Raw genomic sequence first — 23528 nt, forward strand, 5'->3', positions numbered from 1 at the left:
CCTTCGGTCTGTGCCGGTCCTCGGGTCAGGCGGTGGGCAGGTCGAGGACCCCGGTACCGCGGCGGACGAGTTCGCCCGCGATGATCAGCCGCTGGATCTCGGAGGTGCCCTCCCAGATCCGGTCCACGCGCAGCTCGCGGTAGAGGCGCTCGACGGCGTAGGAACGGTCGTAGCCGCGCCCGCCGTGGATCTGCAGGCACCGGTCGATCACGCGGCCGGACGCCTCGCTCGCCGACAGTTTGGCGATGGCCGCCTTGGCGTGCAGCCGCTTGCGGTCCGCGGCCGTGCCCCCGTCGATCTCCCAGGCGACCTGGTGGGTGTAGGCACGGTTGACCGCGATGTCCACCGCGCAGTCGGCGAGCATGCCCTGGACCAGCTGGTACGAGGCGATCGGCGCGCCGAACTGCTCCCGCTCCACCGCCCAGTCCCGGGCCAGCTCCAGCGCCCGCTCGGCCGCGCCGGTGGTGCGGGCCGCGATCATCAGGCGTTCCTCGGTGAACCAGGAACGGGTGATGTCGTAGCCTTCGCCGATGCCGCCGAGCACGGCGTCCTCGTCCACCTGGACGTCGGTGAAGGTGAACTCGGGGTGCTCGTAGACGAAGGTGTGCATGAAGCGCGGGACGCGCGTCATCTCGATACCGGGGGTGTCCTTGTCGACGAGGAAGAGGGTCGGGGCGCGCTCCGGGCCGGCCGCGGCGAGGACGATCATGAAGTCGGCGTGGTCCCCGACGGTGACGAACCACTTCTCGCCGTCGAGCACCCAGCCGCGGTCGTTCTTGGTGGCGGTGGTCGCGAGGTTCTGCGGGTCCGAACCGGCGCCGGGCTCGGTGACCGCGTAGCAGTCCCGCCGCTCGCCCTTGATCACCGGGACGAGGAAGCGTTCGCGCTGCTCGGGCGTGCAGAAGCGGAGGGCGTTGGCGGGCCGCCACACCATGTCCCACAGGGCGCCCGTGAGGCGGCCCAGCTCCTCCTGCACGGTGACCTGTTCGGCGATGGTGAGGCCGGCGCCGCCCCATTCGGCCGGCATGTTGACCGCCTGGAGGCCGGCGTCGAGCACCGCGTCGCGTATCTCGGCGTGCGCGTCGGCGGGCAGGCCGTTGTTCTCCTCGCACTCCAGCTCGTAGGCGGTGATGAAGTCGGTGAGGGCACGCGCGTCGGCCTTGAGCTGTGCCTGGCGGGGGGTGAGGCGGAAGTCCATGGATGTCCTCGCTGTTCGGGGCGGGTGGGTCGCGGGGCCGGATCTCAGTGCGTGGGCAGGGCGAGGGCGCGCGTGCCGCGCTTGATCAGCTCGTTGGCGATGATGAGCCGCTGGATCTCGGAGGTGCCCTCCCAGATCCGGTCCACGCGCAGCTCGCGGTACATGCGCTCGACGGGGTAGGTGCGGTCGTAACCACGGCCGCCGAAGATCTGCAGGCAGCGGTCGGCGACCCGGCCGGCGGCCTCGCTGGCGGCGAGTTTGGCGGTGGAGGCCTTGGCGTGCAGCGTCTTGCGGTCGGTGCCGGGCTGGTCGGCCTCCCAGGCGACCTGGTGGGTGTAGGCACGGTTGACCGCGATGTCGACGGCGCAGTCGGCGAGCATGCCCTGGACCAGCTGGTACGAGGCGATCGGCGCGCCGAACTGCTCCCGTTCCACGGCCCAGTCCCGGGCCAGTCGCAGGGCGCGCTCGGCCGCGCCGACCGTACGCGCCGCGATCATCAGGCGCTCGTCGGTGAACCATTCCTTGGTCAGCTCGTAGCCGTTGCCGACGCCGCCGAGCACGTCCTCGTCGGCCACGAAGACGTCGGTGAAGGTGAATTCGGGGTGCCCGTTGACCGCGGAGTGCATGAAGCGGGGCAGGCGGGTCATCTCGACGCCGGGCGCGGCCTTGTCGACGAAGAACAGGGTGGGCAGCCGCTCGGGGCCGGCGTCCGCCTGCACCAGCAGGAAGTCTGCGACGTCCCCGCAGGTGACGAACCACTTCTCGCCGTTCAGCAGCCAGCCGCCGTCGGTCCGGGTGGCGGTCGAGGTGCCGGAGGAGGGGTCGGATCCGGCGCCGGGTTCGGTGACGGCGAACGCGTCGAACTTCTCCCCGCGCAGCACGGGCAGCAGGTACTTCTCGCGCTGCCGCTCGTCGCCGTACGCCAGCACGTTGGCGGGCCGCCAGGGGATGTCCCACAGGCAGTTGGTGACCTTGCCGAACTCCTCCTCGACGATGACCTGGTCGAGCAGGCTCAGGCCGGCACCGCCCCACTCGGCGGGCATGTTGATGGCGTAGACGCCGGCGTCCATGGCGGCCCGGGTCAGTTCGGCGACGAGCTGGGCGGGCAGGGGCCCTCCGGCCTGCTCGGACTGGTCCTCGTACCGCATGAGGAGCTGGGCGTATGCGGCGGCGCGGCGCTTGAGGTCGGCCTGTTCGGGGGTGTAGCGCATGTCCATGGGGGCCTCTTCGGTCGGGGTACGGCGGGTGCGGGGCCGGTCAGGCGGGTACGGCGCGGGAGTCCAGGGCGAGGACCCCGCGGGGGCGTACGAGGAGGGGGTTGACCTCGATCTCGGCGATCTCGGGGTGGGCGGCGGCGAACGCGGTGATCGTCTCCACGGCGGACGCGGCGGCGGCGATGTCGACGGCCGGTCTGCCGCGTACGCCGTCCAGCAGGGTGGCGGCGCGCAGTCCGCGCAGCAGGCGCTCGGCGCGGCCGGCGGGCACCGGGGCGAGGCCGAAGGCGACGTCGTGCAGCGCCTCCGCCAGGACCCCGCCGAAGCCCACCATGGCCACCGGCCCGAACCGGGGGTCGCGGTTGACGCCGACGATCAGCTCGATGCCGTCGGACAGGTCCGCCATGGCCTCCACGGAGTAGGCGGGCGCGCCGAGCCGGGCGTGCATCTCCCGGAAGGCCGCGCGGAGTTCGGCGGGTCCGGCGAGGTTCAGGGCCACGCCGCCGGCGTCGGACTTGTGCAGCAGGTGCAGGGCCTTGAGGACGTAGGGCCCAGTGAACTCCTCGGTGGCGGCGAGGAGTCCGCTCTCGTCGTGGATCTCGCGGGCGGCGGGGAACGGGAGTCCGGCCGCTTCGAGGGCGCGGCGGGTGTCCAGGTAGCCGGTCGCGGTCAGGGGAGGGGCCGGCCGGGGCAGGGGGGTGAGGCCGGTGCCGGTGGTGGCGGACGCGGTGGCGGCCACGGCGCGGGCGGCGTCCTCGGTGGCGTCGAACACCGGGATGCCGGCGGCCCTGAGGGTGTGGCAGCTGGGTGAGTCCGGGTACATCGACTGCACCACGAGCGGTCTGGCGGTGGCCCGGTGCCGGGCGGCGATCAGGCGCGCGGCCTCCTGCTCCCCGGCGGCCAGTGCCGTGCCGCCGCCGCCCAGGCCGCCGTCGGCCGCCGCGTAGCCGCCGAAGTAGCCGGTCAGCAGGACGGCGTCGGTGTCCTCGGCGGCCAGCAGCGCGGCGACGGTCGCGGCGTACGATCCGGGGTCCTGCTCGCCCATGCCGGCCAGGTCCACCGGGTTGGCGACGGCCGACTGCTCCCACAGGACCTCGCGCAGCCGCTCCCGGGTCTCTGCCGGCAGTTCGGGGACGGTCAGCCCGGCGGCCTCGACGGCGTCGGCGGCCACGACCCCGTGCCCGCCGCCGTCGGTGAGCACGGCCACCCGCCGGCCGGACGAGCGCCGTCCGCCGTTCAGGGCGGCGAGTACGACGGTGAGTTCGCGGGGACTGGCGACCAGCTCCACGCCGGCGTCCCGGCAGGCCGCGCCGACCACGTCGGCGGAGGTGGTGAGCGCGCCGGTGTGCGACTGGGCGCTGCGCGCGGAGGCGTCACCGCGTCCCGCGGTCAGCAGCACCACCGGCTTGCCCGCGCTCGCGGCGGCCTCGGCGAAGGCGCGTCCGTCTCCGAAGTCCTCGGCGTAGACGGCGATCGCGCGGGTGCCCTGGTGCCGGGCACAGTCCGCGAGGAGGTCCACGAGGGTGACGTCGGCCTGGTTGCCCAGTGACACGAACCGGGAGAAGCCGAGGCCGTGCGGGGCGAAGCGGAGCTGGAGTTCGAGGGCGAGGTTGCCGCTCTGGCTGAGCAGGGCGACTCCGCCGGGGGTGAAGGAGTCGGAGGCGAGGAAGAGGTCGGTGGTGTTGTCGGCGATGCCCAGGCAGTTGGGGCCCACCATGACGGCACCGGCGGCCCGGACCCGTTCGGCGACCGCCTGCTGGCGGACGCGGCCGGCGTCACCGGTCTCGGCGAACCCGGCGGTGATCGCGACGATCGCGCGGGCCCCGCAGCGCAGGGCCTCGTCGACGGCGTCCTCGAAGCCGGCGGCGGGCACGGAGATCACCGCCAGGTCGACGGGCTCGCCGATCGCGGACAGGCTGGGGGCTGTGGTGCGGCCGAGCACCGTGCCGCCGCGGCGGTTGACCAGGTGCAGCGGGCGGCGGCCGTTCGCGCGGACGGCCTGCGCGGCGATGGCATGGCCGTACTTGGCCGGGTCGTCGCTGGCGCCGACGACGGCGACGGAGACGGGGTCGAAGAGCGCCGACAGTTCGCGTCCCATGTCACTTCACCAGCCGCAGCGCGGAGTTGGGGCAGGCACTGACGGCGGCAGCGGCGGCTTCCTCGCCGCCGGGCGGGACTTCGGTCGCGCGCGTCTGCGCGTAGCCCCACTCGTCGAGGTCGATCAACTCGGGCGCGGGTTCCTGGCACAGGCCGTAGCCCTGGCAGCGGGTGGCGTCCAGCAGGAGTTTCACGGGCGGTCCTTTCGGTGCGGCGGGAGTCGGGGAGGGGGGCCGGGACGCGGTTCAGGGCACCGGGACCGTGAACCGGCGTCCGTCCTCGGGTGCCGGGCCCGCGCAGGCGGGGCAGGCGGCGGCGCGGTGACCGTCGACGCGCTCGGGGAAGTGGGCGAGCAGGGTGCCGGCGATGCGGGCGGCGGCGTCGAGCAGTCCGCAGGCCCCGCGTCCGGGCAGCCGCTGCGACCAGCGGTGCAGCCGGTCGGGTGTGTCGGCGTCCGCCCGGCCTCCGGCGACGGCGCCGAGGGCGCCGGCCAGGGCGCCGGTGCCGGAGACGCACACCCCGCACTGCCGGGCGCTCTGCGCGGCCAGGTAGGCGGCGGCCTCGGCGGCCACGGCGACCGGGCAGTCCTCCGGGTGCAGGAAGTGCAGCGCGCCGCAGCCGAGGGCGCCGCCGGCCTCGCGCAGCCGGTCGTGGTCGAGGGGCAGGTCCGGCCAGCCTCGGCCGTGCAGGCCGCCGAACAGACCGCCCAGCAGCACCGACTCCGCCCCGCCGTGCCCGGTGAGGTCGGCGAGGACCTTCAGACGGGTGCCGACGGGCACCTCGGCCAGCGCGGACGAGCCTGCGGCGGTGCCGGCACGGGCCGTGCCCGAGAGGGTCACCAGATGTGCTCCGGCGGCGGCGTCCGCGGCCTCGGGGCGCGTGTGCACCAGCGCGATGCGGGCCAGCGTCTCGACGTTGGCGACGAGGGTGGGGGCGCCGCCGACGCCGCTCTCGAAGGGGCGCGGGGGCTTCGCGCCGGGCAGCGCCGGGCCTCCGTCGATGCGCCGTACGACGGCGGTCTCCTCCCCCGCGACGTATGTGTGCCGCACCCGTACGACGTCGACGGGCAGCTCGGCGGGCCGCTCGGCGAGGGCCCGGCGCACGGCCCGCTCGGCGGGGGCGTCGGAGAGGTAGACGCAGCCCCGGTCGGCGCGGGTGATGGCCGCGGCCAGCCGCATGCCGTCCAGGACGAGGTGCGGGCGGTGACGCAGCAGCCAGCGGTCCTTCACGGAGCCGGGCTCGCCCTCCTCCCCGTTGGCGACGACGACGGCCCGGCCGGGGGCGTCGCGGACGGCTCGCAGCTTGACCGCGGCGGGGAAGCCGGCCCCGCCACGGCCGCGCAGGCCCGCGGCGGCGATCCGCTCGAGCAGCCGGTCCGGGGCCGGGAGCGCGGCGTAGCCGCCCGCGGCCAGGTAGCGGGGGACGTCCTCGCTTCCGCCGGACAGCCAGGCGCCGGACAGCAGCGGGTCGAGAAGGCCGGGCCGTCCTTCGGGGAGGAGGGAGAAGACGCCGGTCATGCGGTGCTCCTGGGGTCGGGGTGTCCGGAGAGGCCGAGGGGGCGGGCGCCGGTGCGGGACCGCAGGCGGGACAGGGCTCGTTCCAGGTCCCTGCGCTGCGGGGCGGTGCGGGCGTAGCCGGTCCCGGGGAGGCCGATCAGCATGCGGTGGTGTTCCAGGACGACCTCGCCGGCGATCAGGGCCGGCCGCGGGTCGGCGGGCGCGGGGCCCGCCGCGGCGGCCACGATCAGGGCGGTGACCTCGCCGAGGTAGCTCAGCCAGCCGCGCTGTGTGCCGCGCAGCACCAGCCGCTCGACGCGGCGTCGCTCGGCGGCGAGGAGGTACGGCAGCGGGTGGTCGCCCGCGGAGGCCCGCAGGGCGGCCACCGCTGCGGGCAGCTCCTGTTCGGGCTCGGGGGTGAGACCGAGCCAGAGCAGACTTCGGCGAACGCTCATGCGTGCCTCCGGGAGCGCACCGTTCCCGTGCTTGCGGGGAACGGTGCGGCGCGGCGATGGCGGGAAAGGGAGGTGCTCCGGTGCCGGTGGGGCCGAGGGGAGCGGGGCGGCGGACGGGGCCGCGATCACGGGAAGCGCCCGGACAGCCCTCTGCTGGAGCCGGCGCGTCCGACCTGTCACCGAGACTAACTAACTAATTAGTCAGCCCACAAGTCTTGACTTGGCCCTGCACCGGCCGCACTCTGACTAACCAATTAGTCAGCCGGTCGGCGGTCCCTGTGGCGCTGCCGTCCCGCCCGCAGCCTCACCGCCCATCGCCGCCGCCGCGGCGCGGAGGAGGACTTCATGCACCCCACGACCACCGGGGCCGGCGCCCCGCCCGCAGCCCCGCCGCAGCCGCCCCCCGAGCACCCCGGGGAAGCGCTGCCCGCGCGCTACTACACCGATCCGGCCGTCGCGGAGGCCGAGACCGCGCACATCTTCACCAGGTCCTGGCAGCTCGTCTGCCACGAGTCCGACCTGCCCGGGCCGGGCGCACGCCTGGCCGCCAGGGTCGCCGACCGGGAGGTCCTGGTCGTCCGGACCGAGGACGGCGGATTGGCCGCCCACCTGAACGTCTGCCGCCACCGCGGCACCCGCCTGGTCACCGGCCCGGAACCGGCCGGCAAGGCGATCCGCTGCCCGTACCACGGCTGGACCTACAAGCTGGACGGCCGGCTGGTCGGCGCACCCGAGGCGCGCCGGATCCCCTGCCTCGACAAGCCGCGGCTCGGACTGCACCCGGTGAACGTCGAGTCCTTCCTGGGCTTCGTCTTCGTCAACCTCGACCTGGAGGCGACGCCCCTCGCCGAGTCCTGCAAGGGCCTCGCCGAGGCCGTCGGCCGCTACGCCGGGCCCGGACTCGTGCCCGTCGGCAAGTACCGCATCCACGACCTGGCCGGCGGCGAGGAGCAGAACGCCAACTGGAAGGTGATCGTCGACAACTACCTGGAGGGCTACCACGTCCCCGTGGCCCACCCGGCGCTGATGCGACTGCTGGACTACCAGGCGTACACCGTCGACGTGCAGGAGAACTACGTCCTGTTCGAATCGCCGCTGCGCGACAAACCGTCCTCGAACTGGACCGAGCGGCTCTACCAGCGCCTGGCCACCCCGATGCCGGGGCTGACCGAGGCGGACCGGCGGGTATGGCGGTACGCCGTGATCTATCCGAACACGCTCATCGACTTCTACCCTGACCACGTGCTCGCGTGGACCGCCCTGCCCACCGCCCAGGACCGGGCGGCGATCCCCGGCGCGTTCTACACGAAGCACGGGGAGAGCGTCCGTACCCGGCTGGCCCGCCGGCTGAACATCCACATCGGCTGGGTCACCAACGACGAGGACGCCGAGCTGGTGGAACGCGTCCAGGCCGGCCTGTCCACGCCCGGCTTCGAGCCCGGACCGCTGTCGAACCGCGAGGCCGCCGTCGGCTGGTTCGCCCGCCGGGTCCGGGACGACCTGGAAGGGCGGGCCGGTGACGGCTCGAGGGGGAGCGCCGGGCAAGACCCGGGGGCATCCGCCCGGGACGGCCTGACGGGGACCGCCCGGTGACGGCCGCCGGGCCACACCGCCGTCCCGTGCCGCGCCCCTCGCGCCGCCCGGCGCCCGTTCCGCCGGGCTTATCCCTCCCCCGCTGACCGCGTTCGCATCCTCCCCAGACCGGCCATCACTGCGGAGTCAGGGCCCGCAGCGAGCCGACCAGCCGGTCCGCCCTGGACTTGTGCCGTTCCTCGACGGAGAGGACGCTCCATGTCCCCCGCTCCACCCACCCCGCCGTCCCGCCGTGCCCTCCTCCGGGCCGGCGCCGGCGGCCTGCTGGGCGCCACCGCCGCCGGCTGCGGCTTCATGCCCGCCGCCAGACCCGACGCCAAGGCCCTCGCCCCCGTCCGGGCCCGCGTCGACGGAGACCTCGTCTACTTCAACTGGGCCGACTACGTCGACCCCTCCGTCTTCCGCGGATTCGAGAAGGAGTACGGCGTCAAGGTCATCCAGTCGAACTTCGACTCGATGGAGGGCATGGTCGCCAAGCTCAACGCCGGCAACCGCTACGACATCGTCTTCCCCACCGCCAAATGGGCCCAGCGCCTGGTCCGCGGCGGCCGGCTGCGCCGCATCGACCACTCCCAGCTCACCAACTCGCCCGCGGTCTTCGGGACGTACAGCTACTTCGCCGACCCCTGGTACGACCCCGGGTCCGCGCACACCGTCCCCTTCACCGCGTACAAGACCGGCATCGGCTGGCGCCGCGACAGGATCGGTGAGCTGACCGGCTCCTGGAAGGACCTGTGGAGCGACAAGGCCCGCGGCAAGGTGTTCCTGCTGGACGACCGCGACGAGGTCCTCGGCATGGGCGCCCTGGAGCTCGGCCTGCCCGTCAGCACCGGCGACACCGGTGAACTCGGCCGCATCACCGCCTTGCTGAGCACCCTGCGGCCCCGGCTGCGCGGCTTCTCCAGCGACAGCTACAACAACCTGCTCAACGGCAACGCCCTCATCACCCAGGCCTGGAGCGGTGACATGGCCGCCATGCTCAACCAGGCCGACGACCCCTCCGTGTTCGGCTTCCAGGCACCGAAGGAGGGCACGCCGATCAACTCCGACTGCTACGCCATCCCCTGGAACGCCCCGCACCCCGGCACCGCGATGCTCTTCATCGACTACATGCTCCGGCCGGAGAACGTGAAGAAGAACATCGAGTACATCGGCTACCCGATGCCGGTGGCCGGCTCCGAGAAGGTCTACGCCGATCTCGTCGAGCCCTTCCCCGAGTGCCTGGTCACCGCGGACGACCTGAAGGCCGACCTGTTCTTCCGCAACGGCGGCCGCGCGGCGGAGGACGCCCGCGACTCCGCCTGGACCCATGTGAAGGCGGGCTGAGACATGGCACTGCTCCGCCCCTCCTCCCGAACCCGGCGGCACGGAGCCGGCGCCGACGGCAGCCGCATGTGGGCCTGGTTCATGCTGCCCGGCACACTGTGGATGACCGGGTTCCTGATCGCCTCGCTGGTCCTCGTCGCCGTCCTCGCCGTCGGCACCACCGACGAACTCGGCAACCCCCGCTTCGGCTTCGACCTCGCCGGCGTCCGCGCCCTCACCGACCCCGCCTACACCGAGGTCCTGGCCCGCTCCCTCGGCTACGCCCTGCTCACCTGCCTCATCTGCCTGCTGATCGCCTACCCGGTGGCGTACACCATCGCCCTGTACGGCGGCCGGTACAAGAACGCGCTGATCGCCGCGATCGTGGTGCCGTTCTTCGCCAACTACCTGGTTCGCATGTACGGCTGGTCGGTGGTCCTGTCCGACGACGGGCCCGTGCTCCGCGCCCTGCGCGCGATCGGCCTCGCCGACGGCGACACCAAGATCCTCAACACCGGGCCCGGCGTGGTCGCCGGACTCGTCTACGGCTTCGTCGTCTTCATGATCATCCCCTTGTACGCGGCCCTGGAACGGCTGGACGTCTCCCTCATCGAGGCCGGCCGTGATCTGTACGGCGGCCCGGTGCGCACGTTCCTGTTCGTCACACTGCCCGCCACCCGGCAGGGCGCGGCGGCCGGTCTCGTCCTGGTCTTCCTGCCCGCGATGGGCGACTTCGTCAGTGCGCAGCTCATGGGAGGACCGGACCAGATCATGATCGGCAACCTCATCCAGGACAAGTTCTTCCAGGGCCAGAACTGGCCGCTGGGCTCCGCGCTCACGATGCTGCTCATGCTCGTGCTGCTGATCGGGATGTTCGGCTACCTGCGGCGCACCCGCAAGGACGAGGCGGAGGCCCGACGATGACCCTGCTGCGTCCTCCCTCGGCCACCGCTCCCGCCCGGCCCGCCGTGCGGCCCCGCAGGCGGCGCGGCCGCGCCGACCGCAGGCCCCGCGTCCTGATGGCCGTCACGGCGGTCTTCTTCGCACTGCTCTACCTGCCCATCGGCGTCGTGGCGCTGTTCTCCTTCAACTCCAGGAAGTCCCTGACCGTGTTCGGCGGGTTCAGCCTGCGCTGGTACCACGCCTTCGCCCACGACGACGTGCTCCTGTCCTCCCTCGGCACCAGTCTGCGCATCTCCCTGGTGGCGACGGCCGGTTCCGTCGTCCTCGGCGGGGCCCTCGCGCTGGGCCTGGTGCGCTGCCGCACCCGGCTCGGCTCGCTCGCCGGCCTGGTGATGCTCGTGCCGCTGATCACCCCGGAGATCGTCACCGGCGTCGCCTCGATGCTGCTGTTCAAGGGCCTGGGCGTGGCCCTGTCCACCGGCACCGTCATGCTCTCGGAGATCACCTTCTCCATCTCCTACGTCACGGTGATCCTCCGCTCCCGGGTCGCCGCGCTGAACCCCGAGGTGGAGGAGGCCGCGATGGACCTCGGTGCCACCCGCTGGCAGGCCCTGCGCCTGGTCACCCTGCCGGCGCTGCTGCCCGCCGTGCTCGCCGCCGCCGTGCTGGTCTTCGCGCTCGTCTTCGACGACTTCGTCCTCGCCTACTTCACCACCGGCGTCGACCCCCAGCCGCTGTCGGTGCGGATCTACTCGGCGATCCGCTTCGGTGTGCAGCCCACCATCAACGCCGTCGGCACCCTGATGCTCGCCGGCTCCATCTGCCTGATCGCCCTGGCGCTGTTCATCCCGCGCCTCTTCGGCCGCCGCGGTGGCCTCGACATCCTCTCCGGAGAGTGACCCCATGGACGCGACCGACGCGATCCCGGCCGTCCGGCTCGACGGCGTCTGCAAGCAGTTCGCCGGCTCCTACGCCGTCCACGACCTGGACCTCGACATCGAGGCCGGCCACTTCTTCTCGCTGCTGGGTCCCTCCGGCTGCGGCAAGACCACCTCGCTGCGCATGATCGGCGGGTTCACCGACCCCACCGAGGGCTCGGTGCTGCTCGCCGGCGAGGACGTGACCGGGCTGCCGCCCGACAAGCGCAACGTCAACACCGTCTTCCAGAGCTACGCCCTGTTCGACCACCTGAGCATCGCCGACAACATCGCCTTCGGCCTCAAGCGCAAGGGCGTGGAGCGGACCGAGATCCGCCGGCGCGTCGGCGAGATGCTGGAACTGGTCCAGCTCGGCGGCCTCGCCGACCGTAAGCCCCGCACCCTCTCCGGCGGCCAGCGCCAGCGCGTCGCCCTGGCCCGCGCCCTCGTCAACCGCCCGGCCGTGCTCCTGCTCGACGAACCGCTGGCCGCCCTCGACCTGAAACTGCGCCGGCAGATGCAGGTGGAGCTGAAGCAGATCCAGCGCGAGGTCGGCATCACCTTCGTCTTCGTCACCCACGACCAGGACGAGGCACTCACCATGTCCGACCGGATCGCCGTGATGAACGCGGGCCGGGTCGAGCAGTGCGGCACGCCCGAGGACATCTACGAGCACCCGGCCAGCAACTTCGTCGCCTCCTTCATGGGCACCTCCAACCTGATGACGGGCACCTACCGCGACGGTGAGGTCGCCCTCGACCAGGGCCCCGCCCTGCCGGTCGGCCGGCGGACCGGCATCACGGACGGCACCGCCGTCAGCGTCTCGGTACGCCCCGAGAAGATCTGGCTGTCCGACTTCGAACCGGGGATGCCGGTGCTCAGCGGCGTGATCCGCGAGACCGTCTACAGCGGCCCGACCACCACCTACCTGATCGAGATCGCCCCCGGCGTGACGCTGTCGGTGCTGGAGCAGAACACGGCCCGCGCGCGCATGGAGGACCGCTGGAGCGGCGGCGAGACCGTCGAGTTCGGCTGGCGGCCCGAGCACTGCCTGGTCCTGGCCTGACCGCGCCCGATCGAGGAGAGCGAAGCTGATGCATCACGACGTGATCGTGCTCGGCGCCGGACTGGCCGGGCTCGCCGCCGCCCGGGACCTGGCCGCCGCCGGCACCGACGTACTCGTCCTGGAGGCCCGGGACCGCGTCGGCGGCCGGGTCGAACAGACCCGCACACCGGACGGCCGTACCGTCCAGCTCGGCGGCGAGGTGGTGGGCCGCGGCCACACCGCCTACCTGCAACTCGCCGAGGAGCTGGGCCTGAAACTGGTCCCGAGCTACGTGGAGGAGCCGGGCCGCATCTCCCGCGCCACCCCGGAAGGGTGCTCGGCCGGCGACCCCCCGCACTGGTTCGGCCCCGGCGACGCGGCCGAACACCAGCGCCTCGGGGCCGAGTTCACCGCCCTGGCCGCCAGCGTCGACCCGGACGACCCCTGGTCGCACCCGGAGGCCGCCGCCCTGGACCGGCTGTCCGTCGCCGGCTGGCTGCGCTCCCGGCACGCCTCCCCCGCCGTCGTACGCCTGTGGGACATCGGCCAACTGGCCCTGGCCGGCGGCTCGTACGAGCGGATCTCGCTGCTGGCCGCGCTGCGCAAGAGCGCGGCGGTACCGGGTGCCGGCTCGGGCGACTACGACTACGAGGACTGGGAGGGCCTGCGGCTCGCCGAGGGCTCGGCGACCCTCGCCGAGGTGATGGGCCGTGCGCTGGAGCCGCGCATCCGCCTGGGTTCGCCCGTCGCCGCCGTCGACGTACGGCCCGGCCGCTGCTCGGTGCGCCTGGCCACCGGTGAGGTCGTCACGGCGGCCGCCGTGGTCAGTGCGCTGCCCGTCGGGCCGCTGCGGTCGGTGTCCGTCACCGGCGTCAGCGAGGCCCGGATCGCCTCCCTGCACCGCCAGCGCCAGGCCCTCGCCGCCAAGTTCGCCGCCGTCTACGACCGTCCCTTCTGGCGTGCGGCCGGCCTGAACGGCCTGTCCGAGGCCGAGGGGGTGCTGGGCAGCACCTGGCCGCAGAGCGAGGGCGTCCTGTCCGCGCTGGTACCGCCCGAGCGCTACGGCGTGCTCCTGGGCACCCCGGCCCACCTGCGCACGCCCGAGCTGCTCGCCGAGATGGCGGCCGTGTTCGGCGACGAGGCCCACCGGCCGCTCGCCTGCCATCTGCGTCTGTGGGGCACCGACCCGTGGACCCAGGGCTACGTCACCCAGTGGCCGCCGGGCGAGGTGACGGCGGTCGGCCCGCTGCACGGCACCCACGAGCCCCCGTTCTACGTCTGCGGCTCCGACCAGTGGGTCGCCGGCTACATGGAAGGCGCCGTCCGCACCGGCCGCGCCGCCGCCGAGGAGGCCCTGCGCCGTGGCTGACACCGCTCTCACGACGACCGTCCTGAACCACATCGGCGGCAAGGACGTACCGGCCGCCTCCGGCGCCACCCTGCCCCTGGTCGATCCGGCCACCGGCCGCGTCCACGGCACCGCACCGCTCTCCGGCGCCGAGGACGTGGACGCGGCCCAGCGGGCCGCCGAGGACGCCTTCGCCCCCTGGTCGGCGACCACCCCGCAGCAACGCCAGTGCGCGCTGCTGCGGATCGCCGACGCGCTGGAGCGGAACGCCGGCGACCTGGCGGCCGCGGAGGTCACCGACACCGGCAAGCCACGCGCCCTGTTCCTGGCGGACGAACTGCCCGCGATCGCCGACGTCCTGCGGTACTTCGCCGGGGCCGCCCGCAGTCTGCCGGGCGCTGCCGCGGCCGAGTACACCCCGGGCCGCACCTCCCTGCTGCGCCGTGAACCGGTCGGTGTCTGCGCGCAGATCACGCCGTGGAACTATCCGCTGATGATGGCGGTGTGGAAGGTCGCCCCCGCGCTGGCCGCCGGCAACACCGTCGTGCTGAAGCCGTCCGACACCACACCCGCCTCCGCCGCGCTCCTGGCCCGGCTGGCCGCCGAGCACCTGCCGCCGGGCGTGCTGAACGTCGTGTGCGGCGACCGCGGCACCGGCCGCCTGCTGGTGGCCCACCCCGGGATCCGGCTGGTGGCCGTCACCGGAAGCGTCCGCGCCGGGCAGGAGATCGCCGCGGCGGCGGCAGCCGACCTCAAACGGCTCCACCTCGAACTCGGCGGGAACGCGCCGGTGCTGGTCCACGAGGACGCGGACCTGGACGACGCGGTGGCGCAGTTGTCGTCCCTGGCCTTCTACAACGCCGGCCAGGACTGCACCGCGGCCACCAGGATCCTGGTGCACCGGCGGATCCACGACACCTTCGTCGCCGCGTTCGCCGACCGGGCCGGGCGGCTGCGGCCGGGCTCCCCCGACGACCCGGACACCGACTTCGGCCCCCTGGCCCACGCCGCCCAACTGGCAGCCGTGCGCGGGATGCTGGACCGTCTGCCGGACCGCGCCGAGATCGTCACGGGTGGGGCCGCCGCGGACGGCCCCGGTTTCTTCCACCGGGCCACCGTCGTCGCCGGGGTGCGACAGGAGGACGAGATCGTGCGCAGCGAGGTGTTCGGGCCGGTCGTCACCGTCCAGCCCTTCGCCGACGAGGCCGAGGCGCTGCGCCTGGCGAACGGCGTTCCCCAGGGGCTCGCCGCGAGCGTCTGGACCCGGGACCACGACCGGGCGATGCGCGCCAGCCGGGCGCTGCACACCGGCATCGTCTGGGTCAACACCCACGGCACCACGGTGTCGGAGATGCCGCACGGGGGCGTACGGCACTCCGGTTACGGCAGCGACCTCTCGCTCACCGGCCTGCTCGACTACACCCAGGTCAAGCACGTCATGCTGTGACCGGTCCGGAGCGCTGTGTTCCAGGGTCTATCGTGTCCCCATGTCTGTGCCGGAACTGATCCGAATCGTCTCCCGCGACTCGCCCATGGCGTTGGCCCAGGTCGAGCGGGTCCGCACCGAGTTGGCCGTACTGCACCCGGGTGTGCGCACCGAGGTCGTGCCGGTGAAGACGACCGGTGACAAGTGGATGGGTGATCTGTCCGCGGTCGAGGGCAAGGGGGCGTTCACCAAGGAGGTGGACGCGGCCCTGCTGGCCGGCGAGGCGGACCTCGCGGTGCACTGCGTCAAGGACGTGCCCGCCGACCGTCCGCTGCCCGCCGGGACGGTGTTCGCCGCGTTCCTGAAGCGGGACGACATCCGGGACGCACTGGTGCACCCGGGCGGGCTGACCCTGGACGAGCTGCCGGCCGGCACCCGGATCGGCACCTCGTCGGTACGCCGGGTCGCCCAGCTGGCGGCCACGCATCCACAGCTGGAGTGCGTGCCGTTCCGCGGCAACGCCAACCGCAGGCTGGAGAAGCTGGCCGCCGGGGAGGCGGACGCGCTGCTGCTGGCGGTGTCGGGTCTGGAGCGGATCGGCCGGACGGACGTGATCAGCGAGGTGCTGTCGGCCGAGACGATGATGCCGCCGATCGGCGCGGGCATCCTGGCCCTGCAGTGCCGGGAGGGCGACACCGGGCTGATCGACGCCGTGAGCGGGCTCGGTGACACGGCCACCCACCGGGAGGCGACGGCCGAGCGGATGTTCCTGCACGTGCTGCAGGGGCACTGCAACAGCCCCATCGCCGGGTACGCGCGCGTGGACCGCAGCGGGGAACTGTCCCTGCGGGCCTGTGTGTTCACCCCGGACGGCAAGACCCGGCTGAACGCCCACGAGTGGGCGGGCCCGCTCGACCCGGCCACGCTCGGGACCTCGGTCGCGGTGGCCCTGCTCCGGCAGGGCGCGCGGGAGATCATCGACGGCATCCCGCACTGAGCGGGCACGGCACCCCGCGCTGTGTCCCGTACGGCACCCCGCCGGCCCCGTACGGCGTCGGCCACTGAGCGCGGTTCGGCGTCCGGCCCCGGCCCACGCGCGGTGGGCCTGCGCTGTCCGGCTCAGGCGGTGCCCGGCTCCGTCTGGTCCCGCAGGAAGGCGCTGACCTGGTGGGCCACGCCGCCCTGCCCGGTGCCCGCGGGCGCCGCCGTGGCGGTCGACTCCAGGACGCCGATGCCGCCCGCCCACAGCCGGCGGTCGGCCCACTCCTCGTCCACCCGCAGCTGCACCTGCACGTCCACGTGCGTCAGGGCGGCCTCGGGTGCGGCGGCGTAGAGCACGGCGGTGGCCCGGCGCAGCGGGTAGACGTCGAAGCCCTCGATGAACTGCGAGTTGCGCCAGTCGATGAAGGCGCCCTCGCCGTCCGGGCCGACCCGGACGTCGAGCTGGCCGTCCTCCAGGTGGATGCCGTAGTGCCGCGCGCCGCGGTTCTCGACGGTCACCCGGACACTGAAGTACGTCAGACCGGCGGCGGCGTCGTCCCGGCCGCGCGGCGGCTCGGCCGCCTCCAGGCGGTGGACGCGGACCCGCAGACCGGCATGCTCTTCGTACTCCTGCCAGTCACCGACCACGTTCGGCTCGTACACAGTGCCCCTCTCGACCTTCGAGAGCTGCTGTCTATCTGTGTGCCGAGTGCACTGTCAAATGAGCAGAATGCGCTGTGGCCAGGGGATTCGCCCGCTTTGATCGGCGATCAAAGCGCTGCCCAGGAAGAATCCGTTCACGGCGCGTTCCGGACCGGTACGCGCGCGTGCCGCACATCACGTCCCGGCACAAGATCAGCGGGCCGTGTCACCGATGGGGGTCACCGGCTCCGGGAAAGATCAGGAAGGCGACCTGTTTGTACTGATTTGTTTTGAGATGTCCATCAGAGGGAAAGAGCAGAGATGTGCTTCGGACAGGAGGCACGTCCGTGGGACCGGCACTGCCGGAAGCCCCGGTGTCCATTCATGGTCCGAGCGCACCTCCCACGGTGTCTGTCCATCCAGCACCTGCTGAGAGAGGTGCGCCATGCCTGTCAGCGGCAGCACCAAGCCCCACCCTCACGACGACGCCCCGGACACGGGTGAGTCATTCGAGCGGCTGGCGAAGCTGCCCGACGGTCCCGAGCGCCAGGCGCTCAGGGACGATCTGGTCCGGCTCTGGCTGCCCATGGCCGAGCGGATCGCCGTACGCTTCCGCGGCCGTGGCGAAGCCCTGGAGGACCTGTACCAGGTCGCGGCGCTGGGCCTGGTCAAGGCCGTCGACCACTACGACCCGTCCCGGGGCCGCGCGTTCGAGGCGTACGCGGTCCCCACCATCACCGGCGAGATCAAGCGCCACTTCCGCGACCACATGTGGACCCTGCACGTCCCCCGCCGGGTGCAGGACCTGCGCAACCGGGTCCGCTCCGCCACGAAGGAACTGGCACAGACCACCTCGGGCCGGGCACCCACCGTGGCCGAGATCGCCGCGTACACCCGGCTCTCCGAGGACGAGGTGCGCACCGGCATGGAGGCACTGGAGTGCTTCTCCGCCCTCTCACTGGACGCCGAGGTGGCCGGCACGGACGGCTACGCCCTCGGTGACTCCCTCGGCAGCCCGGACCCGGGTTACGACCTGGTGGTCGACCGGGTCGCGGTCACGCCCTGCCTCGCGGCGCTGCCCGAGCGCGAACGCACCATCCTCTATCTGCGGTTCTTCCGGGGCATGACACAGAGCAGGATCGCCGAGCAGCTCGGCATCTCGCAGATGCACGTGTCGCGGCTGCTCAGCGGCTGCTTCGACCGGCTGCGCGAGGAACTGCTGGCGGAGGCCCGCTGACCGCGCCTCCCCGGGACCGGTACGGACCGGCAGACCCCTACGGCCACGTCTCCCCCGGCGCCGCCGTCGCGGCCCCTCGCGGCCCGCCGGTCTACGGTTCCTCGGCCCCCGGCACCTGGGCCGGCCCGTAGCGGTCCAGGGTGGCCTCCAGCTCGGCGCGCAGGTCCGCCGGGATGTCACCGCGCCGGCCCCAGATCAGGATCAGCTCCGCGACGTTGCGCACCTTGATGTTGGTGTGCTGCGAGACCTCCCGCAGGACCTGCCAGCCCTCGTCCGGGGTGACCCGGCCCAGGGCGACGATCATGCCGATCGCCTGATCGACCACCGCGTGCGAGGTCACGGCCTCTTTCAACTGGTCGACCTGCGCCTCGAGCTCGGCGACGCGGTCCGGCTCACTGTCTCCCATCCCTCCATGGTGGCAGGGGGCTGGACCCCTGCCACCCGGGGTACTCGACAGGCACCCCACCCCCTTCCGGTTGGACACTGGTGCCAGACCGGTGGCCGCCCGGCCCCGAGAGCAGGACGCGACCGCAATGAGCAACGACACCCCCGCCGGCGGCGGACCTCGCAGGAAGCCCGTCATGTCCACCCACTCCGTCTTCGGCGCGCCGTGCTGGGTGAGTCTCACCAGCCGCGATCTCCAGGCCACCCAGGACTTCTACGCGGCCGTCCTCGGCTGGCGCTGGCGCGGCGCCAAGCTGGGCGAGCACTTCCGCATCGCCCTGGCGAACGGGGTGCCGGTGGCCGGGATCGCCGCGGTGGCGTCCATGTGGCAGATGGCGGTGGCCTGGACGCCGTACTTCGCCGTGCCGGACGCGGACGTGGCCGTGGCCCGGGCCCGGGAGCGCGGCGGTACGGCGGCGGTCGGCCCGCTGTCCTTCCCGCCCGGCCGGGCGGCGCTGCTCGCGGACCGGGACGGGGCGACGTTCGGGATCTGGCAGGGCGAGCTGGTGTCCAACTGGGAGGCGTGGCGGCAGGCGGCGCCGACGTTCGTCCGGCTGCACACCCGGGACGCCTTCGACGCCGCGATCTTCTACGGCGAGATCCTGGGCTGGGCGTCCGGGCAGCCGGGGTGCTGCGAGGTCGAGTACGAGGGTGGCGAGGTGGTGCTGCGCAGTCGCGGTGACGTGGTGGCGCGGATCGACTCGGGCGCGGTGGAGGCGGCTCCCGACCCCTCGGTACGGCCGCACTGGCAGATCCACTTCGCGGTGGCCGACGTGACGGACTGTGCGCGGGCGGCGGAGAAGCACGGGGGCAGCGTGCTGAGCGAGGGGGAGACCGAGGCGATCTTGCGGGATGCGGACGGGGCGCAGTTCACCGTGACGTCGCGCTCCGCTCGGTGAGCCGACGGGGGTGTGCCGACCGGCGGGGGTGTGCTAGCCGACGGGGGTGTGCCCGCCGTGCATGGCCGCGGGTCCGTTGTGGCCTGTCGCGCAGTTCCCCGCGCCCCCTGAGGGGTGGGACCGCCGTGCACGGCCGCGGGTCCGTGGTGGCTTGTCGCGCAGTTCCCCGCGCCCCTGAGGGGTGGGACCGCCGTGCACGGCCGCGGGTCCGATGTGGCCTGTCGCGCAGTTCCCCGCGCCCCTGGGGGTGTGCCCGCCGTGCAGGGCCCGCCGGGCCGTCGTGGCTTGTCGCGCGGGTCCCCGCGCTGCCTGGGGGTGGGGTCAGGGGGTGGTTTGTGAGGGGCGGGAGAGGAGGATGAGGCTGCGGGAGTCCACGCGGAGCTTCGTGGCGGCCTTGCGTTCGCGTTCGTCCGGGACACCGTCGGGGTCGGCGGTGTCGATGAGGGTGGTCCAGCGCTCGCCGAAGGAGTCGCCGGGGAGCCGGAAGGCGACGGGCTCCCAGTAGCCGTTGACGAGGAGCAGGAAGGAGTCGTCGGTCATGCGGCGGCCGTACGGGTCGCGCTCGGCGATGGCGTCGCCGTTGAGGAAGACGCCGACCGAGTGCGCGTCGTCGCGCTGCCAGTCCCGGTCGGCCATCTCGCGGCCGTCGGGACGCAGCCACATCAGGTCGGGCAACGGCTGGCGGGCGCGGGTGGCGGTCTCACCGCGGAAGAAGCGGCGCCGGCGCAGCACCGGGTGCGCGGCGCGCAGGGCGATCAGGCGCCGGGTGAAGTCGGCGAGGCCGCGCTGCTCGTCGGTCAGGTCCCAGTCGATCCAGGAGATCTCGTTGTCCTGGCAGTAGGCGTTGTTGTTGCCGCGCTGGGTGCGGCCGAGTTCGTCACCGTGGCAGAGCATCGGGATGCCCTGCGAGAGCAGCAGCGTGGCCAGCAGGTTGCGCTGCTGCCGGGCGCGCAGTTCGAGGACGGCCGGGTCGTCGGTGTCCCCCTCGACGCCGCAGTTCCAGGACCGGTTGTGGCTCTCGCCGTCCCGGTTGTCCTCGCCGTTGTCCTCGTTGTGCTTGTCGTTGTACGACACCAGGTCCCGCAGCGTGAACCCGTCGTGCGCGGTCACGAAGTTGACGCTCGCGCGCGGCCGGCGCCGGCTGTGCTGGTACAGGTCGGAGGAGCCGGTGAGCCGGGAGGCGAACTCGCCGAGCGAACCGGGCTCGGCCCGCCAGAAGTCCCGTACGGCGTCCCGGTACTTGCCGTTCCACTCCGACCACAGCGGCGGGAAGTTGCCCACCTGGTAGCCGCCCTCGCCCACGTCCCACGGTTCGGCGATGAGCTTGACGCGGCTGATCACGGGGTCCTGCTGGATCAGGTCGAAGAACGCCGAGAGCCGGTCCACCTCGTGGAACTGCCGGGCCAGGGTGGCCGCGAGGTCGAAGCGGAAGCCGTCGACGTGCATCTCGGTCACCCAGTACCGCAGCGAGTCCATGATCAGCTGGAGCACGTAGGGGTGCCGCATCAGCAGGCTGTTGCCGGTGCCGGTGGTGTCGTAGTAGTGCCCCCAGTCGCCGTCGACCAGGCGGTAGTACGAGGCGTTGTCGATACCCCGGAAGGACAGCGTCGGGCCCATCTCGTTGCCCTCGGCGGTGTGGTTGTAGACCACGTCGAGGATGACTTCGAGCCCGGCCGCGTGCAGCGCCTTGACCATCGCCTTGAACTCGTTGACCTGCTGGCCGCGGGAGCCGAAGGCGGCGTAGGCGTTGTGCGGGGCGAAGAAACCGATGGTGTTGTAGCCCCAGTAGTTGGACAGGCCGCGGTCCTGCAGCACGCCGTCCTGGACGAACTGGTGCACCGGCATCAGCTCCACCGCGGTCACGCCGAGGGAGGTGAGGTGCTCGGTCACGGCCGGGTGCGCCAGGGCGGCGTAGGTGCCGCGCAGCCCTTCGGGGACGTCCGGGTGGGTGCGGGTGAGGCCGCGGACATGGGCCTCGTAGATCACCGAGGCCGCGTACGGCGTCCGGGGCGGACGGTCGTCGCCCCAGTCGAAGTAGGGGTCGGTGACCACGCCCAGCATGGAGTGGCCCGCGCTGTCGGCCGGGGCGGGCCCGTCGGGGGCACGCTCGTAGAGGGACGGGTGGTTGTCCATCTGGCCGTCGACGGCGCGGGCGTACGGGTCGAGCAGCAGCTTCGCCGCGTTGCACCGGTGGCCGAAGGACGGCTGCCAGGGGCCGTGCACCCGGTAGCCGTAGCGCTGCCCGGGGCCGACGCCGGGCAGGTAGGCGTGCCACACGAAGCCGTCGACCTCGTGCAGCCGGACGGGGGTCTCGGTGCCGGAGTCGTCGACCAGGATCAGGTCGACGCGCTCGGCGACCTCGCTGAAGAGGGCGAAGTTGGTGCCCTGCCCGTCGAAGGCGGCACCCAACGGGTAGGGGTGCCCGCTCCACACGGGCACCCCTTTGCGCGACTTGCGGGCGGTCACCGGCTGCCCTCCAGGGCTTCGTCCCCGGCGGGCACCGGCGCCGTCAGCACAGCGACCCGTTCCTCCCGTGGCACCCTCAGGCCCGTGCTCAGCGTGGGCTCGGGAGCGGTGGGCACCAGCGGGACGCGCTCGCCGGCGCGGGCGCGCTGCGAGAACCAGATGATCTTGCTGCCGGTGTCGGAGGCGCAGCAGCCCCAGCCGTCGCTCATGGCCGCGATGTCCGCCAGGCAGGACCGCAGGTCCTGGTCCGGGCGCAGATCCGGGTCGTCGTCGCCGAAGGCGGTGATGAGGTGCTGGCCGTTCCACCACATCTCGATCGAGGTGTGCTTGTCCGTCGCGTGCTCGTCGATCGCCCGCAACAGCAGCTCCGCGCCGCGGCAGACGGGGTCCGCGAGGTTCTCGAGGTCCCAGTAGCGGAGATGGGCGGCCAGGATGCGGCTGACCTGTCCCACCCGTTCCGGGCTGACTTCCACGTCCAGGTGGTAGTAGCAGGGCACTGCGGTCTTCATCGTCGCTTGCTCCTCACCGGCGAAGCTCTCGCTCCCCTCGCCCCTTCCGGGAGGGATCCCGGACACATAGCGTGAGCGCAGATCGCTTCAGAGTCACCTCCACGGTGACGGCACTAGGCCATTCGTGCAACACGAGCACCCGGCTCCCCGCAATGGTTGAAGATCCAACAAGACGCTGTGTCGTCGCGCGTGCACCATAAGTGAAAGCCTCGATCGCCGTAACGGTGCCGCGCCCTCCCCTGCGCGGACACCACCCGACCGTCGGGAACGCGCCCAGTCGAGAGCGTGGAAGGTGAAGAGGGCCATGCTGCTACCCGCCAAGGCCGAAGTGGCCCGGCAGTTGCGGCGTTACCGGGCGTGGGAGCGAGTGATGCTCGCCTCGCCGTACGACCGCACGGTCCGGGCCACCTTCGAGGACTCGGGGTACACGCTGTGCGTGCTGATGGGCAAACGCTGCGCCCGCGAGGCCGCGGAAGCCGCGGAACGCTATCTGCGCACCAGTCTGGTCACGTACCTGCGCGAGCAGGACGGACGACCGCAGCCGCGCCGCGCGGCCAGAAGAGCGCCGCCGTCGGAGCGGCGTTCCACGGCGCCAAGCCCCTGAGCTGGCACCGTACAAGGCGTTCCCCCACGGGTCCGACGAGCAGTCGGTCCGTCTCGGATCGCGGAGCCGGGCCGGGTGCCCGGCTCCGCGCACGGCGGAGGTGAGTTACATGCGCAGGACCCCGGCCATCGGCCGTGTACCGGTACGCGACGTCCGGCCGGCCGTGGAGTGCGGCAGGCGCCCGGCGAAGGCAGTGACCGGGGAGACCTTCCAGGTCACGGCCACCGTGTTCCGTGAAGGGCACGACGCCGTGGGCGCGAACGTGGTCCTGCGCGATCCGAAGGGCCGCCGCGGCCCCTGGACCCCGATGCGGGAACTCGCCCCGGGTACCGACCGCTGGGGCGCGGACGTCACTCCCGGCCTGACGGGCCGCTGGACCTTCCGGGTGGAGGCCTGGAGCCATCCGCTGGCGACCTGGCGGCACACCGCGTCCGTGAAGGTGCCGGCCGGCATCGACACCGGCCTGGTGCTGGAGGAGGGCGCCGAGTTGTACGGGCGGGCGGCCGCCGGAGTGCCCAAGGGCCCCGAGCGGAACCTGGTCCTGACGGCGGCGCACACGCTCGGCGACGACTCGCTGTCCGTGCACGACCGGCTGAAGGTCGCTCTGTCGCCGGAGGTGGAGGCGGTCCTGGCCCGCCACCCGCTGCGGGAGCTGGTCACCGCCTCCGATCCGATGCCGTTGCTGGTGGAGCGCGAACGGGCCCTGTACGGCTCGTGGTACGAGTTCTTCCCCCGCTCGGAGGGCACCA

At 72.9% G+C, this 23528-nt stretch carries 22 protein-coding genes; 12 read left to right on the top strand and 10 right to left on the bottom strand.

What is annotated here, in order from left to right; translation table 11 throughout:
• Positions 1-25 precede the first annotated feature (25 nt).
• Genes JK359_RS11725 through JK359_RS11750 form a run of 6 tightly spaced genes read right to left on the bottom strand, consistent with a single transcriptional unit; the run spans position 26 to position 6460 of the window.
• Entirely contained in the window at positions 26-1198 is a 1173-nt protein-coding gene (locus JK359_RS11725; protein ID WP_201834628.1) for an acyl-CoA dehydrogenase family protein, read from the bottom strand.
• Positions 1199-1242: 44 nt separating this feature from the next.
• Positions 1243-2415 (bottom strand): acyl-CoA dehydrogenase family protein, encoded by a 1173-nt coding sequence (locus tag JK359_RS11730; RefSeq protein WP_201834630.1) that lies wholly within the window; start codon positions 2413-2415, stop codon positions 1243-1245.
• A 40-nt stretch (positions 2416-2455) separates the two neighbouring features.
• The gene (locus JK359_RS11735; RefSeq protein ID WP_201834632.1) at positions 2456-4510 is read right to left on the bottom strand and encodes an acetate--CoA ligase family protein; all 2055 of its coding nucleotides are present in this window, start codon (positions 4508-4510) and stop codon (positions 2456-2458) included.
• 1 nt (position 4511) lies between these two features.
• Entirely contained in the window at positions 4512-4703 is a 192-nt protein-coding gene (locus JK359_RS11740; protein WP_201834634.1) for a ferredoxin, read from the bottom strand.
• Positions 4704-4754: 51 nt separating this feature from the next.
• Positions 4755-6026, bottom strand: a complete 1272-nt coding sequence (locus JK359_RS11745) for an NADH-ubiquinone oxidoreductase-F iron-sulfur binding region domain-containing protein (protein WP_201834636.1) — start codon at positions 6024-6026, stop codon at positions 4755-4757.
• Positions 6023-6460, bottom strand: a complete 438-nt coding sequence (locus JK359_RS11750) for a hypothetical protein (RefSeq protein ID WP_201834638.1) — start codon at positions 6458-6460, stop codon at positions 6023-6025. The genes JK359_RS11745 and JK359_RS11750 overlap by 4 nt, the downstream gene beginning before the upstream one ends.
• 345 nt (positions 6461-6805) lie before the next feature.
• Between JK359_RS11750 and JK359_RS11755 the strand changes: the two genes are divergently transcribed.
• The 8 genes from JK359_RS11755 (at position 6806) to hemC (ending at position 15994) form a co-directional block, all read left to right on the top strand.
• Positions 6806-8053, top strand: a complete 1248-nt coding sequence (locus JK359_RS11755) for an aromatic ring-hydroxylating oxygenase subunit alpha (protein ID WP_236677626.1) — start codon at positions 6806-6808, stop codon at positions 8051-8053.
• 198 nt (positions 8054-8251) lie between these two features.
• Entirely contained in the window at positions 8252-9379 is a 1128-nt protein-coding gene (locus JK359_RS11760; protein ID WP_201834640.1) for a polyamine ABC transporter substrate-binding protein, read from the top strand.
• A gap of 3 nt (positions 9380-9382) precedes the next feature.
• Positions 9383-10282, top strand: coding sequence for an ABC transporter permease (locus tag JK359_RS11765; RefSeq protein WP_201834642.1), 900 nt, complete (start codon positions 9383-9385; stop codon positions 10280-10282).
• On the top strand, positions 10279-11160 hold the full coding sequence (locus tag JK359_RS11770; RefSeq protein ID WP_201834644.1) for an ABC transporter permease: 882 nt from the start codon (positions 10279-10281) through the stop codon (positions 11158-11160). Before JK359_RS11765 ends, JK359_RS11770 begins: the two co-directional genes overlap by 4 nt.
• A gap of 4 nt (positions 11161-11164) precedes the next feature.
• On the top strand, positions 11165-12244 hold the full coding sequence (locus JK359_RS11775; protein ID WP_201834646.1) for an ABC transporter ATP-binding protein: 1080 nt from the start codon (positions 11165-11167) through the stop codon (positions 12242-12244).
• A gap of 28 nt (positions 12245-12272) precedes the next feature.
• A complete protein-coding gene (locus JK359_RS11780) occupies positions 12273-13592 on the top strand; it encodes a flavin monoamine oxidase family protein (protein WP_201834648.1) in 1320 nt (439 codons plus the stop codon).
• Entirely contained in the window at positions 13585-15018 is a 1434-nt protein-coding gene (locus JK359_RS11785; protein WP_201834650.1) for an aminobutyraldehyde dehydrogenase, read from the top strand. The genes JK359_RS11780 and JK359_RS11785 overlap by 8 nt, the downstream gene beginning before the upstream one ends.
• A 40-nt stretch (positions 15019-15058) precedes the next feature.
• Positions 15059-15994 carry a hydroxymethylbilane synthase gene (gene hemC / locus JK359_RS11790; protein ID WP_201834652.1) on the top strand — a complete coding sequence of 312 codons (936 nt, stop codon included), beginning with the start codon at positions 15059-15061 and terminating at the stop codon, positions 15992-15994.
• A gap of 122 nt (positions 15995-16116) precedes the next feature.
• Here the strand turns inward: hemC and JK359_RS11795 are convergent, their stop codons facing one another.
• The gene (locus JK359_RS11795; RefSeq protein ID WP_201834654.1) at positions 16117-16641 is read right to left on the bottom strand and encodes a hypothetical protein; all 525 of its coding nucleotides are present in this window, start codon (positions 16639-16641) and stop codon (positions 16117-16119) included.
• Between the two features lie 424 nt (positions 16642-17065).
• On the opposite strand from JK359_RS11795, the gene JK359_RS11800 reads away from it, so the two are divergent.
• On the top strand, positions 17066-17857 hold the full coding sequence (locus JK359_RS11800) for an RNA polymerase sigma factor SigF (protein WP_201834656.1): 792 nt from the start codon (positions 17066-17068) through the stop codon (positions 17855-17857).
• A gap of 91 nt (positions 17858-17948) precedes the next feature.
• On the opposite strand, the gene JK359_RS11805 is transcribed toward JK359_RS11800, so the two are convergent.
• Entirely contained in the window at positions 17949-18263 is a 315-nt protein-coding gene (locus tag JK359_RS11805) for an ANTAR domain-containing protein (protein ID WP_201834658.1), read from the bottom strand.
• Positions 18264-18390: 127 nt separating this feature from the next.
• Here JK359_RS11805 and JK359_RS11810 point away from each other — a divergent pair, with 127 nt between their 5' ends.
• On the top strand, positions 18391-19200 hold the full coding sequence (locus tag JK359_RS11810; RefSeq protein WP_201834660.1) for a VOC family protein: 810 nt from the start codon (positions 18391-18393) through the stop codon (positions 19198-19200).
• 321 nt (positions 19201-19521) lie between these two features.
• Here JK359_RS11810 and glgX read toward each other — a convergent pair whose 3' ends face one another.
• Both glgX and JK359_RS11820 read right to left on the bottom strand, forming a co-directional pair.
• The gene (gene glgX, locus JK359_RS11815) at positions 19522-21666 is read right to left on the bottom strand and encodes a glycogen debranching protein GlgX (protein ID WP_201834662.1); all 2145 of its coding nucleotides are present in this window, start codon (positions 21664-21666) and stop codon (positions 19522-19524) included.
• Positions 21663-22175, bottom strand: coding sequence for a pep a2 (locus tag JK359_RS11820; RefSeq protein WP_201834664.1), 513 nt, complete (start codon positions 22173-22175; stop codon positions 21663-21665). Before JK359_RS11820 ends, glgX begins: the two co-directional genes overlap by 4 nt.
• A gap of 304 nt (positions 22176-22479) precedes the next feature.
• Between JK359_RS11820 and JK359_RS11825 the strand changes: the two genes are divergently transcribed.
• Together JK359_RS11825 and JK359_RS11830 are read left to right on the top strand one after the other, a co-directional pair.
• Positions 22480-22779 (top strand): DUF5133 domain-containing protein, encoded by a 300-nt coding sequence (locus JK359_RS11825; RefSeq protein WP_201834666.1) that lies wholly within the window; start codon positions 22480-22482, stop codon positions 22777-22779.
• 109 nt (positions 22780-22888) lie between these two features.
• The coding region (locus JK359_RS11830) for a maltotransferase domain-containing protein (RefSeq protein WP_201834668.1) at positions 22889-23528 on the top strand (640 nt) is incomplete at its 3' end.

The sequence above is a fragment of the Streptomyces actinomycinicus genome (assembly GCF_016741775.1).
Taxonomy (GTDB): domain Bacteria; phylum Actinomycetota; class Actinomycetes; order Streptomycetales; family Streptomycetaceae; genus Streptomyces; species Streptomyces actinomycinicus.